Here is a 13,257-nt window from a genome sequence, read left to right on the forward strand (position 1 = left end):
GTGAGCATCCCGCTGCGGTACCCGGTGCCCGGGCGATGACAGTCCGGGCATCGAGGCTCTGAATTTCCCTCCTTGTTGGTGGATGCGGTAAATGACTTCTATGACTCCTTCACGACAGCCTTCCCTGCGGGAAGGCCTGTTGCTTGCCTGTGGCCGCGTGACGCTGGCGATCGCGGCGATACTGCTGGCTTCCACGGTACTGATCATGCTTTACGGCGTGGTGATGCGCTATGTACTGGGCGGCGCGCCCATCTGGGTCGATGAACTGACCCGCTATCTCATCATCGCCAGTGTCATGCTGGCGATCGGCGTCGTCTGGGCGGAAGGGGCGCACATGCGCGTGGCGCTGCTCGAACGGCGTCTGCCTCCACGCATGGCCAAGGTGCTGATCCATTACCAATGGTGGCTGACGCTGGTGCTGATGGCCGGCGCGAGCTGGATGACCTGGCACTACGCCATGTCGGCGAGCATGTTCCGTACCATGGGGCTGGGCATCAGCCGCAGCGTGCCGATGCTATCGATGCCGATCGGTTTCGCGCTGATCACGGCCCAGGTGCTGCTGCATGGCCCACGGCCGCTGAGATCCCAGACACTGGAGATCGCACCACACGAGCAGGCCGCCGATCTTGTGGCGCATGATGACCCGACTGGAGGGCCGCGCACATGATCTGGGCAATGCTGGCCATCTTTGTGGTGCACGTCCTGCTGGGCCTGCCACTGTTTCTCTCTTTGCTCGCCACCGCCGTGACCGGCTTTTTGTTCGTCGATATTTCGATGTTGGAGCGCCTCGGGCCGCAGCAGTTCTTCGGCGGCATCAATGCCTTCTCGCTGATGGCGATTCCGCTGTTCATCCTCGCCGGCAACCTGATGAACATCAGTGGCCTTACCGAACGCCTCATGCGCCTGGCGCGCCTGATGGTCGGACATCTGCGCGGTGGCATGGGCCATGTCAACGTCGTTTCTAGTGTGTTCTTCGCCGGCGTGAATGGCTCGGCGGTCGCCGATACTTCCGCGCTGGGCTCACTGCTGGTGCCGGCCATGCGCAAGGAGGGCTATTCGACGTCCTTCGCCGCAGGCCTGACAGCAGGTAGCTCGTTGATCGGACCGATCATCCCGCCCAGCATCTTCATGATCCTCTACGCCTCGCTGACCAACACCTCCGTGGGCAGTCTGTTCCTGGCCGGTGTCGTACCCGGTCTGGTGCTGGCGGTGGCATTCATGGCCATGAATGCCTGGTATGCCCGGCGTCATGGTCTGCAGGCGCGTGGCCAGGCACCGGCGCGTCGCGAAGTGATCGCGGCGATCATCGGGGCGCTGCCCGCGTTGGTGGCACCGGTAATCATCGTCTCCGGTATCGTGCTGGGCATCGTGACCCCGACCGAATCCGGCGCCTTGATTGTGGCCTATGTGCTGCTCTGCGGCTTGTGCCAGGGGCCGCTCAAGCTTGTCGAGGTGTGGGGTGCCATCAAGGACACGGCGCGCCTGACCAGCGCCATCTTCGTGATCATGGCGGTGTCATCCATCGTCAGCTGGCTGCTGTCCTATGCCCAGGTGCCCAATCAGTTCGTGGCATTGCTGACACCCTATATCGACAGCCCGATCCTGATCCTGTTGCTGCTCAGCGCCATCACCTTCGTCACTGGCATGTTCATGGAGGAAGTCTCGGCCTTGATGCTGTTGACGCCGATCTTCGTGCCCGTGGCCATGGCCGCCGGCATCGACCCCGTGCACCTGGGTGTCATCATCACGCTCAATATCACCATCGCGCTGATCACGCCGCCGATGGGGGCCTGCGTGTTCGTGGCCGCCGCGGTCAGCAAGCTCGAGATCACCTCACTGTTTCGCACTATCTGGCCGTTCGTGCTGGTGGCGGTCGCGGTGCTGCTGATGCTGATCATCTTCCCGCCTCTAACCCTGTGGTTGCCGACCCTGTCTGGATAACAACTCATGACGTCAACATTGAATCGCCCAATTCCCCCCATCCCGAGTCATGACGAGCCGGACTGGACGCAGGTTACCCGAATCCCCGTCAAGGGCTGTGACAGTACTCTGGTCCCGACCAGCCTCGGGCCGTCATGTCTGAAGGTCTATCCCGCCTACGCGCGCCTCGGTATCCCCGGGGCGGTCAATGAATGTCTGGTGCGGCGTGTGGTGTATCAGCGCCTGTTGCAGGCCGCGCGCGCCTTGCCGCAAGGGCTGTCGTTGGTGGTGATGGATGGCTGGCGTCCTTGGCGGGTGCAGCAGTATCTGTTCGAGACGCTGTATCAGTCGCTCAAGACGCATGACCCTGAGCTTGATGAGGAGCAGCTACTTGCGCGTACGCGCGAATTCGTCTCGCTGCCCAGCCGTGACCCGAACGCGCCGAGTCCGCATCTCACCGGCGGCGCCGTCGATGTCACCCTGTGTGACGCCGATGGCTTGCTGCTCGAGATGGGGACGCTGTTTGACGAGGCGACCCCCGAGTCCCACGCCGATCATTTCGAGCGTCATCCGCCTGCCAGCGATACGCCCCAGGCCGAGGCACGCGACAATCGGCGTCTGCTCTATCACGTCATGACCGAGGCCGGTTTCACCAATCTGCCCAGCGAATGGTGGCACTTCGATTTCGGTGATCAGCTCTGGGCCTGGTACCGCGGCGAACCCGAGGCGCTGTTCGGTCCGGCGGAGATGGACAGTATCGAGAGTCTCTGGAAACGCTCAATGGCGTGAAGGTATCAGAGCATGCCTGACAGCCGCTGGCCTGCAAGACACGAAAGCCCCGCTCGATGACGACTCGAGCGGGGCTTTTGTTTCAGCAATATGCGTGATCAAGGATCAGTGAGCCGTGCCTGTTGGCTCAGCTGACGATCTCGGCCTGATCGAGCATGGCGTGGAAGAGCACGTTGCAGCCGGCGTGCAGGTCCTTTGGCGCCGCGTTCTCGATCTCGTTGTGGCTGATGCCGCCTTCGCAGGGCACGAAGATCATGCCGGCGGGAGCGATACGGCCCATGAAGATGGCGTCGTGACCGGCGCCGCTGACGATGTCGAGATGCGAGTAGCCGAGCTGGCTGGCGGCATTACGCACCGCATTCACGCAGTTGTCGGCGAAGTGTTCCGGCACGAAGTCGGCGGTGGGGGTGAGCTCGTAGGTCAGGCGATGCCGCTGACTGACGGCTTCGACGACTTCTTTCAGCTCCGCGACCATCGCGGTGAGGGAGTCGGGTTCCAGCGAGCGCAGGTCGATGGTCATGTTGACCTGCCCGGGGATGACGTTGCGCGAGCCGGGGTGGACCTGCATCACGCCCACGGTACCGCGGCCATGCGGCGCGTGATCGATGGCGATGCGATTGACGGCGACGGTGATCTCGGCCGCGCCAAGCATGGCGTCCTGGCGCAGTGACATGGGCGTGGGGCCCGCGTGCGCCTCCTGACCGGTGAAAGTCAGATCGAACCAGCGCTGGCCCAGCGCGCCCATCACCACGCCGATGGTGGTCGCTTCATCTTCCAGAATCGGGCCCTGCTCGATATGGCTCTCGAAGAAGGCGCGCACATTCTCGCGGGGGATCTCATCGCTGCCGCGATAGCCGATGGCGTCCAGTGCCTCGCCGGCGGTCACGCCGTCACTGTCCTGCTGGGCGAGCATCTCATGCAGTGACAACTGGCCGGTATGCACGCCGGACCCCATCATGCAGGGCGCGAAGCGGCAGCCTTCTTCATTGGTCCAGACCACCACTTCCACCGGGCAGCGGGTCTTGATGTCGTGCTGGTTGAGGCTGCGCAGGACCTCAAGCCCGGCCATCACCCCGAAGCAGCCATCGAACTTGCCGCCGGTCGGCTGGGTGTCGATGTGGCTGCCTGTCATCACCACCGGCGCGTCCGGGTCGGTGCCGGCGCGGCGCGCGAAGATGTTGCCGATGGCATCGATACGGATCGTGCAGCCCTCGGCCTTGCACCATTGAATGAAGAGGTCGCGCGCCTGGCGGTCCAGCTCGGTCAGCGCCTGTCGGTTGACGCCGCCCTTGGGCGTGGCGCCCAGCTTGGCCAGGGTCATCAGTGATTGCCATAGGCGATCGCTGTCGGTGCGCAGCTCGCTCAGGATGCTGACGGGAGAGGTATCCATCTGGGCAGTGGTCATCGGCTTGATCCTTTCGTGGGTATTGTTGTTGTGATGTGTCGTGCGGTTTCAGGCTTTGCTGTCAGCCATCAGCTGCGCGGGGGTGACGAGCAACTGATCCGCCATTTCTACCTCGAGGGCCGTCATATGGTGCTCGGCATCCTGCATGTGCTCCGTCATGAGCTGACGGACCTGTTCGTGGTCCTCGTGGCGATACGCCGTGATCAGGCCGGTGTGATAGTGCTGATTGGCCCGATCGAACTGTTTGCGCTCCGGCAGATAGGCTTTCTTGATGACGACCAGCTCATGCAGCATGTCGTTGAGGAACTGGCACATGAAACTGAGCAGCGGGTTGGGGCAGGCGCGTGCCAGCACCTGATGGAATTCGATTTCCAGAAAGCGCTGGCGTCGCTGGTCCTCGTCCTGAGGTTGGTGACAACTGCACTCATGGACATTGTTCTCGAGCACCACCAGGTCCTCTTCGCTGAGCAGACCCACCACCGAGACCGCCATCTCGACTTCCAGCAGTCGGCGTAGCTGATAGACCTGGGCGCCATTCAGTGTCTTGAAATGCAGGAAGCTTCTCAGCATGCGGCTGGCGGGCTCCATGCTCGGCGCATTGAGCACGGCGCCGCCATTGGGGCCCGTCTTAAGAGTGATCAAGCCCTCAACCTCAAGAATCTTGAGGGCTTCGCGCAGCGTGCCCTTGGCGCAGCCGTACTGGGCCATCAGCGCCTTCTCGTTGGGCAGCCGGTCGCCTTCGCTCAACCCATCGCGCACGATGCTGCGCCTCAGGTCATCACTGATCAGCTCGGCCAGCTTCTGCCGTTTGGGCAGGTGGGTGCCAGAGGCGTTGGCACTGGTGCTGGAACGTGAAGTGTCCAGAGGGGAAGGCGATGTCGGCATGCGGTGTCCTGAATGGGCGAGTCAGTCAATTTATTCGTATAAATAAGCTTTAGTCGTGGACTGGAGTGCTGTCAAACCGCTGTAGTGGCTTCAAGCGTTGCCAGGTATGTCATGGGCATCACGCGTCGCGATGAGAGCCGTGTCCCGGCATGCCATTGCACAACGCTCTTGAAAAGGCTTCGAAGTGGCATAAGGTTTTCATATTCGTTCCTGCTAAAGGAGGTCGTATGGAAACGCACGATTCTCACCGCACGCGAGACACCGACATCGTCATCATTGGCGGTGGTGCTGGCGGGCTGGAGCTGGCAGTCCGCCTGGCCAAGGCAGGCCACAAGGACGTACTGCTGATCGATCGCGAGACCAGCCATGTGTGGAAGCCGCGCCTGCACGAGATCGCGGCAGGCCTCGGGCGGCGGCAGGTCGATGAACTGGGCTATGCCGGTCTGGCCGAGCAGTGGGGGTTTCGCTACGAGTGCGGCACACTCGCAAGCGTGGACCCTGAACAGCGCCAGTTCACCCTGGCCGCGATCCAGGGCAGGGAAGATCACGCGAGCGCCGAGGTGCCGGCCCGCACCAGGGGGTATCGTCAGCTGGTGCTGGCACTGGGCGGCGTGACGCCGGATATGGGCGTGGAAGGCGTGTTGGAGCATGCCTGCTTGCTGGACTCCCCCGACAACGCCGAGCGCATCGCTCAGCAGTTCTCGCGTGGGCTGCTGGCCAATCATGTGGCGATGGAAATATCACCGACAGGCGATGCTGGCCTGTCAGCCAGCCAGGGCGGCGCTCAGGTTGGTACTGAGGGAGGCACTCAAGATAGTGCCAAGGAGTCCCCGGGACGGCCGTATCAGGTGGTGATCGTCGGCTCCGGCGCCACCGGTGTCGAACTGGCCGCCTATCTGCATGAGTCGCGTGGCATGCATGACGCCCCTGCACCCAAGAGCGCGAAGGTCGAGATCACGATTCTCGAGGCCACCGAGACCTTCATGCCCGGTGTCTCACAGGAACTGCGCGAGTCGATCCATCAGCGACTCGAGGCGCAGGGCATCAAGATCGAACTGTCTCGTCAGGTCGCCAAGGTGTCCCCCGGCAGTGTCGAGATCAGTGAAGGCGCCGAGTCGGTGACGCGGGACGCGGATCTGGTGGTCTGGGCGGCAGGGCGTGTCGGGCCTGCCATCGTCGAGGAAATCGACGCCCTGGAAAGCAACAACAAGCGTCAATTCACGGTGACGCCCGGGCTGCAATGCCTCGGCCATGACAGCATCTTCGCACTGGGCGATTGTGCCAACATCGATGAGGCACCGCTGCCGCCCACCGCTCAGGTGGCCAGCGAGCAGGCCGAGTTTCTCGCCGATGAACTGCCGCGTCGCCAGCAGGGTAAGCCGGCTCAGGCCTTCGAGTTCAAGGACCGCGGCACCTTGCTGTCACTCTCCAGTGCCGGCAGCGTCGGTGAGCTCAGCGGCAAGTTGAGTGACAAGCTGGGCAATGCCCAGGGCAGTAAGGGCAATGATGATCTGCAGGTGAGAGGACGCTTCGCCCGCGCCGCCTATCAAGGGCTGCAGCGCCAGCACCAGTTCCTGCTGCTGGGGCCGCTGAAGGGCTCCGCCGAGGTGGTCAGCGACGTGCTGCGCCGAAGCATGGGGCCGCGTCTCAAGGTGCATTGAGTCTTGAGCGGATCTTGAGTGTGCCTTGAGCGGGTATTGAGAGGCTCTTGAGTGATTCTAGAGAAGCGCTTGAGTGAGCCTCGAGAGAGTCGCCAGCCAGTGATGACAGGCCGACATGCGCCGTGGTGGATTCCACGGTGCATGTCGGCCTTGTGCTTTTCAGGGCGTCATTGCTGCACCGCCCGTGTTCAGGAGGTCGTGTTCAGGATGTCGCGCCCAGCGCGTCATGGGGTTCCTGGCGGCGTGATGCTCGCGCTGCTTCTCTCTGCGAGCTGGCCACCGGATAGGTGCCGGGCCTGAGAATCCGGGTGTCCACGTCGTGGATATCACGCAGTCCGCACAGGGCCAGCGTGGTGTCGAGTTCCTTGTGGATGATCTCCAGGGACTTGGTCACTCCTTGTTCGCCCATGGCGCCGAGCCCATAGAGGAAGGCGCGACCCAGATAGACGCCCTTGGCACCCATTGCCACCGCCTTGAGCACATCCTGACCGGAGCGGATGCCGCCGTCCATGTGGACCTCTGTCCTGTCGCCGACTGCCGCGAGAATGTCCGGCAGGGCGGAGATGGAGGAGGCGGCACCATCCAGCTGGCGTCCGCCGTGGTTGGAGACGATCACCGCGTCGGCGCCTGCCTGCACGGCCAGCTCGGCATCTTCCGGTTCCATGATGCCCTTGATGATCAGCTTGCCGCCCCAGCGGTCCTTGATCCACTTGATGTCGTCCCAGCTCAGGCTCGGATCGAACTGGCTGGCGGTCCATTTTGAGAGGGAGCTCAGGTTCTCGGCATCCTTCACATGGCCGGCGATATTGCCGAAGGTGTGGCGCCGGGTCTTGAGCATGCCGGCACACCAGCGCCACTTGGTGGCCAGATCGAGCACGGTCGCCACGGTGGGGCGAGGGGGCACGCTCAGGCCGTTGATCAGGTCCTTGTGGCGCTGGCCGATGATCTGCAGGTCAGCGGTGAGTACCAGCGCGGAACACTCCGCGGCCTTGGCGCGATCGATCAGTCGTCCGATGTAATCCTTGTCGCGCATCACGTAAAGCTGGAACCAGAAGGGCCGTGAGCTGACGGACGCGACGTCCTCGATGGAACAGATGCTCATGGTCGAGAGCGTGAATGGGATACCGAAGTCACTCGCCGCGCGCGCGGCCAGCATCTCGCCATCAGCATGCTGCATGCCGGTCAGGCCAGTCGGTGCGATCGCCACCGGCATGGCCGCCTCCTCGCCCAGCATCGTCGTGCGCAGGGTGCGATTATCCATGTCGACCATCACCCGTTGGCGCAGCCCGATCGCGGCGAAGTCGGCCTCGTTGGCCCGATAGGTGGACTCCGTCCACGAGCCGGAATCGGCATAGTCGTAGAACATCTTCGGCACGCGGCGTTTCGCCAGGCGTTGCAGGTCATTGATGCAGGTGATGGTCATGCGGGTCTCCATCCGTGGTGGGTCGCGCGGGGGCTGGCAGGGTCACTTGCGCCACTGTCACCGAATCGGGTCATGTCCAGCTATAGGCGATACGTCTAGGGGGAAGCGTTCGGGGGGTGGAATTCAATGAAAAAACCGCGCTCCAGACCGGCGACCACCCACAAGACAGTCGATTCCTCCAGCGCGTGTCGCGGATTGTCATCTTTGCGTGGAATACTATGGCATTGGGATGATTTCCGAGTGGATGGAGAGATGGCATGGATCAGGCCTGGCCTGAAAGCACGCGCGACAACCTTCGATTTCTGTGTTCGGAAGTGGATAGCCAATATGGCTGGCTGCAGGCGTTCGTGTCCGCGCCCACGGCGGCCATGGCGCGCAAGCTGCTGGAGCGCCAGGGGTACGCCGAGAACCTCTGCCAGCGTATCGAACAGGCATGCCCTGAAGCCCGAAATCACAAGCGCTCGCACGCGCGGGCCCGCTTCCAGCAGAGCCTGGTCGAGGTCGCCAGTGGTCTGGCACGGCTCAGTGAGCTGGCGCGTAGTTGTCTGGAGCAGCTGATTCGCGTCGATGATGTCCAGCTGGTCGATGATGTCGTGTTGGTCAAGTCGCTGCGCCGTGTGCGTCGCGGCATTCTGCGCAGCGAGATGTCGCTGGAGAACGGCTCCCTGTCCCTGGCCCTGAAACTCGCGCGCAGTCGCGAGAAGCTGAAGCGGGACAGTGAAGGCCGCATCCGGGCACTCACTGGCCAGCTCAAGAAGAAGCGCGCTCCCGCCGAAGACCTGACACATCTGCTGTTTGTGGCCCGTGAAATCAGCCAGATGGGCGAGGTGCTGGGGCAGTTGGGTGAGGCGGTCATCTCGGCAACCCTCGGTCAGTCACTCAACTTCGAGCGCTATGCCTCGCTGACGCACCTGGTCAATGAACTCGGTGATGGCAGTCAGACGGCGGGCGAGATGCGCGTCGACACCCTAGCCGAGACACGCTCCGGCAGCCGGATCTCTGGGATTGCCAGTGAGAAGGGCAGTGACAAGGGCGATGCGAAGAGCAAGCCGGCCAACCACAAGCAAAAGCGCAGCAAGCAAAAGGGCCGCAAGACAAAGGCGAGCAAGTCCAAGGACAGCAAATCAACCGGCGATCTGCCGCTGACCTCACCGGAGTATCTGGCCATCTTCAAGGATGGCCTGGGGCGCAAGGTCGAGGAGGAGCGTCAGGGCGTCGAGCGCTGGCACGACATCTATCCCGGCATCGCGCCCCGCATCCTCTCGCATCATCAGCAGGGCGACAGCGCGGCACTCTTGATCGAGCACCTGCCGGGCATGACCCTCGAGCATCTGTTGATCAACGAATCGTCACGCCTCAATCGTACCGCCCAGCAGGCGCTGGTCGAGACGCTACACTCGGTGTGGACCACCACCCGTCGCGACAAGCCGGTCACTGCAGGGCACATGCGTCAGTTGCTCAAGCGGCTGAGTGATGTCTATCAGATCCATCCGGAATTTCGCCACTGCGGTGCCTCGCTGTGTGGGCGCGAGATGCCCTCGCTGGAAGCGTTGATCGAGCAGGCCGCAGAGCTGGAGCGTTCGCTCGAGGCTCCTTTCGCCGTCTATATCCACGGCGACTTCAATGTCGACAACATCCTCTTCGATCCGGCGAAGCAGAGCATCCGCTTCATCGATCTTCACCGCTCGGCCTATCAGGACTATGTGCAGGATGTATCCGTGCACATGGTGTCCCATTACCGTCTTCAATTGACGGATGCGGCGCTGCGGGCCCGTATTCTGGCGCTGGCACTGAGTTTCGGTCAGCAGATGCGTCGCTTTGCCCACGAGCAGGGCGATACCACCTTTGAATGGCGTCTGGCACTTGGCCTGGCGCGCTCCTTTGCCACCTCGACACGTTTCATCCTCGATGCCGGGCTGGCAGGGCGCATGTTCAACCGCGCCCGCTTTATACTCGAGCATGTGCTTGGCGCCGACCCTGAACGGCCGGCCGATTACCGTATTCCCCTGGAGGAGTTGTTCGTTGACTGATTTCAAGATTGGCGTCGTGGGTATTCCCGGCAAGTGGTCGACCGAAGTGCTGGCGGATGCCATCGAAGCACGGACGGGCTTTCGTCTCGTGATCGACATGGCGGCCGTCTCGCTGGACCTGACCCGCAACTGCCTCGAATTCCGTGATTCTGCCGGGGTGTGTCATGACCTGACCGAGCTGGATGCCCTGATCGTCAAGAAGATCAGCGCGGAATATTCCCCGGGCAGCCTGGACCGCCTGGAGCTGCTGCGTGGCGCCGAAGCCGCGGGCGTGCGTGTCTTCAGCAGCGCGGAGAGCATGATTCGCCTGATTGACCGCCTGAGCTGTACCGTCACACTGGCCAACGCCGATATCCCGATGCCGGCCACGCTGGTCACCGAGGATGTGCCAGCGGCCTGCGAGGCCGTCAAGCGCTTCAAGGCCGCCGTCTTCAAGCCGCTTTTCTCCACCAAGGCGCGGGGCATGTGCATCATCGAGGACACCGGCGATGATGCCGCACTGGAAGCTGCCGTGCGTGAGTTCGCCGCCGAGCACCCGATGATGTATCTGCAGCAGCGCCTCGATCTGCCGGGGCAGGATTACGGCATGGTCTTCGTTGGAGGGCGTTATCTGTGCAGCTACGCCCGGGTCAGTGGGGGCGATGCCTGGAATACCACCATCCACGCCGGTGGCAAGTACGCGCCCTTCGAGCCCTCCGAGGAGCTGATCGCGCTGGCGCAGCGTGCCCAGGCGCCGTTCAAGCTTGACTTCACCACCGTCGATGTCGCGCTGACCGACGATGGCCCGATCATTTTCGAAGTTTCGGCCTTCGGCGGCTTCCGAGGGGCGCTGGAAGGTGCCGGTGTCGATGCGGCCACCGCCTATCTCAATCACGTGATGGAGTGTCTGGCATGAACGCGACGACCTGTGACAGCCCAGCCAGCCTTGCCACGCTGCCTTTTGCAGAGTGGAGGGCCGCCGTCTGCTTTACGGCGCTGACGCCGTCACGCCAGTGCCTGAGCGAGGCGCTGCTGTTCGAGGTGGATGACTTCCGCCTGTGCGTGATGACGGATATGCCTCGGCTGCTGCAACGTCTGGCGACATATTTCCGCCATTGCGCGCGTATTGTGGCGCTCGACACGGTCCCGGTAGAAGTCAAGCTCGTGCATGTGCTCGAGGCACCGGCACTCAAGGACATGCCATCGGCAGCGAGCCTCGGCCTCTTGCCCGAAGCCTTCGTTGATTGGATACCGGAGCCCGGCAAGACACGCCGCAAGGACGCCATCATCGATTTGGCCGATGGGCGCCTGATCCACAAGGTGCGCACGGGCATGGCCTTTCTGCGCAGCAACAACTACAACTTGGCGTTCGGGCCCTGTGAAGACAACGAAAGCCAGGTGATCAACTTCCTGCTCAATCTGCATATGTCGCATCTGCAGCAGAATGGCGGCTTGATCTGTCACGCCTCGGCGCTATCGAAGGGCGATCGCGCGGTGGCCATCGCCGCCTTCTCGGGCGGCGGCAAGTCTACCACCATGGTGAAGGCGCTCGACAATCCCGAGTTCGACTTCATCAGCAATGACCGGCTGTTCCTGGACTTCCCGGGGCCTGATGGAACGCTGCGTGCCCGAGGCGTCGCCAAGTTGCCACGTATCAATCCTGGCACCATGCTCAACAATCCACGACTGCGGCCGCTGCTGGACCCCGCGCGTATCGCAGGCTACGAAGCGATGCCGCGTGATGCGCTGTGGGACCTGGAAGAGAAGCACGACCTGATCATCGAGGACGTCTACGGCCCCGGGCGTATCCGCGCCAGCGGCGAGCTTGCGGCCATGGTGATACTCAACTGGACGCGTGGCAGCGAGGCGCCGCTCGAGGTGCGCGAGGTCGAGGTCAGCCGCAGCGAAGCGCTGATACGCGCGGTGATGAAGACACCGGGACCCTTCCACCAGCAGCGGGATGGCCGTTTCGTGCCCAATGGCGCGAGCCTTGATCCCGCGCCGTATCTGGAGCGCCTGGCGGGAATCCGCGTGCTTGAGGTGACCGGGCGCGTGGACTTCGCCGCGCTGGTCGAGAACCACCTGACCCCCTTGCTGGAGGCTTGAACATGCGTCGTGAACTGCTGTTGATGCGCCACGGAAAGTCGGACTGGTCAGTGGCAGCTGACGACTTCCATCGCCCCCTCAAGGAGCGCGGCAAGCGGGGCGCCCAGCGCATGGGAGCCTGGCTTGCCCAGGAGGCGCTGGTGCCGGATGCCATCCTGAGCTCGCCAGCCCTTCGCGCGCGCGCCACGGCGGAAAAGTGCGTGAAGTCGATGGGCCTCGGCGTCGACATGATCGAGCTCAAGCCTGCGCTTTACTGCGAGGACGAGGCGCCGCTGCTCAAGACAGTGCGCGCCTGCCCGGACAGCGTGCAGCGACTGATGATCATCGGCCATAACCCGGCATTGGAAGATGCGCTGGTGTGGCTGACCGGCAAGCGTCCGCGCCCGCCCAAGGAGACCAAGCTGCTGCCGACGGCGGCGGTGGTCAAGCTGACCTTCGAGGGGCGCTGGGAAGACCTGCGCTCCGGCCAGATGAGTCTGGAGCTGATCCAGCGCGTGCGTGCCTTGCCGGATGGCTTCCCCTGGCCGTTCCCGGCCGGTGAGGAGCGCCGCGAACGCCCCGCCTATTACTACCGTCAATCGGCCGTCCTTCCCTGTCGTCTGCAGGGGGAAGGCGACGATGCCCAGTGGGAGGTGCTGCTGATCGGTTCTTCCTCCAATCGTCACTGGAGCCTGCCCAAGGGGATCGTCGAGCCGGGGCTGAGTCCGCTTGAGTCCGCGCTCAAGGAAGCCCGCGAGGAAGCGGGCATCGAGGCTGAGGCGCTGGACCACGCAGCGCTGGAATTCAGTTACGAGAAGTGGGGCGCTCCTGTCTCGGCCAGTCTGCACGCCGTGAGAGTCGTACATGAGCAGGAGGAGAGCGAACGGGAGGAACCGCATCGCAGTCGGCGCTGGGTGGCGGCGGAGGTCGTGCCGAGCCTGTTGAAGAACCACGAGATGGGGCACGCCGTCATGGCGCTGCTGGCACGGCTTGAGTAGTCGCGCCAGGCGACCTGAGCGCGGGAGACTGGCGCCTTTAGCTCCATTGGCGCCACTTGCCCCGTACGAGGCGACGCATGGC

The 13,257-nt window shown here is 63.2% G+C and carries 11 protein-coding genes; 8 read left to right on the forward strand and 3 right to left on the reverse strand.

Annotated elements, in window-relative coordinates; genetic code table 11:
- The first annotated feature begins 91 nt into the window (after window positions 1-91).
- Genes AC5WNJ_RS07280 through AC5WNJ_RS07290 form a run of 3 tightly spaced genes read left to right on the forward strand, consistent with a single transcriptional unit; the run spans window position 92 to window position 2,709 of the window.
- Complete coding sequence (locus AC5WNJ_RS07280) at window positions 92-667, forward strand: TRAP transporter small permease (protein ID WP_495930863.1); 576 nt, start codon at window positions 92-94, stop codon at window positions 665-667.
- The gene (locus tag AC5WNJ_RS07285) at window positions 664-1,941 is read left to right on the forward strand and encodes a TRAP transporter large permease (RefSeq protein ID WP_495930864.1); all 1,278 of its coding nucleotides are present in this window, start codon (window positions 664-666) and stop codon (window positions 1,939-1,941) included. Before AC5WNJ_RS07280 ends, AC5WNJ_RS07285 begins: the two co-directional genes overlap by 4 nt.
- 6 nt (window positions 1,942-1,947) lie before the next feature.
- Window positions 1,948-2,709, forward strand: a complete 762-nt coding sequence (locus AC5WNJ_RS07290) for a M15 family metallopeptidase (protein ID WP_495930865.1) — start codon at window positions 1,948-1,950, stop codon at window positions 2,707-2,709.
- 127 nt (window positions 2,710-2,836) lie between these two features.
- Here AC5WNJ_RS07290 and AC5WNJ_RS07295 read toward each other — a convergent pair whose 3' ends face one another.
- Together AC5WNJ_RS07295 and AC5WNJ_RS07300 are read right to left on the reverse strand one after the other, a co-directional pair.
- Window positions 2,837-4,114 (reverse strand): Zn-dependent hydrolase, encoded by a 1,278-nt coding sequence (locus AC5WNJ_RS07295; protein WP_495930866.1) that lies wholly within the window; start codon window positions 4,112-4,114, stop codon window positions 2,837-2,839.
- 48 nt (window positions 4,115-4,162) lie between these two features.
- Entirely contained in the window at window positions 4,163-4,999 is an 837-nt protein-coding gene (locus AC5WNJ_RS07300; RefSeq protein WP_495930867.1) for a FadR/GntR family transcriptional regulator, read from the reverse strand.
- Between the two features lie 227 nt (window positions 5,000-5,226).
- Here AC5WNJ_RS07300 and AC5WNJ_RS07305 point away from each other — a divergent pair, with 227 nt between their 5' ends.
- The gene (locus AC5WNJ_RS07305) at window positions 5,227-6,660 is read left to right on the forward strand and encodes an NAD(P)/FAD-dependent oxidoreductase (protein ID WP_495930868.1); all 1,434 of its coding nucleotides are present in this window, start codon (window positions 5,227-5,229) and stop codon (window positions 6,658-6,660) included.
- 202 nt (window positions 6,661-6,862) lie between these two features.
- Here AC5WNJ_RS07305 and AC5WNJ_RS07310 read toward each other — a convergent pair whose 3' ends face one another.
- Window positions 6,863-8,083 (reverse strand): alpha-hydroxy acid oxidase, encoded by a 1,221-nt coding sequence (locus AC5WNJ_RS07310; protein WP_495930869.1) that lies wholly within the window; start codon window positions 8,081-8,083, stop codon window positions 6,863-6,865.
- Between the two features lie 257 nt (window positions 8,084-8,340).
- Between AC5WNJ_RS07310 and AC5WNJ_RS07315 the strand changes: the two genes are divergently transcribed.
- From AC5WNJ_RS07315 to AC5WNJ_RS07330, 4 genes are read left to right on the forward strand one after another with little or no spacing between them, the layout of a single operon-like run.
- A complete protein-coding gene (locus tag AC5WNJ_RS07315) occupies window positions 8,341-10,113 on the forward strand; it encodes an aminoglycoside phosphotransferase family protein (RefSeq protein ID WP_495930870.1) in 1,773 nt (590 codons plus the stop codon).
- A complete protein-coding gene (locus AC5WNJ_RS07320) occupies window positions 10,106-11,008 on the forward strand; it encodes a GAK system ATP-grasp enzyme (protein ID WP_495930871.1) in 903 nt (300 codons plus the stop codon). The genes AC5WNJ_RS07315 and AC5WNJ_RS07320 overlap by 8 nt, the downstream gene beginning before the upstream one ends.
- Window positions 11,005-12,198 (forward strand): HprK-related kinase B, encoded by a 1,194-nt coding sequence (locus tag AC5WNJ_RS07325; RefSeq protein WP_495930872.1) that lies wholly within the window; start codon window positions 11,005-11,007, stop codon window positions 12,196-12,198. Before AC5WNJ_RS07320 ends, AC5WNJ_RS07325 begins: the two co-directional genes overlap by 4 nt.
- 2 nt (window positions 12,199-12,200) lie before the next feature.
- Window positions 12,201-13,175: an NUDIX domain-containing protein gene (locus AC5WNJ_RS07330; RefSeq protein WP_495930873.1), complete on the forward strand. Its 975-nt coding sequence runs from the start codon at window positions 12,201-12,203 to the stop codon at window positions 13,173-13,175.
- The last annotated feature ends 82 nt before the right edge of the window (window positions 13,176-13,257 follow it).

This window comes from Cobetia sp. PDI-23MA (assembly GCF_059507735.1).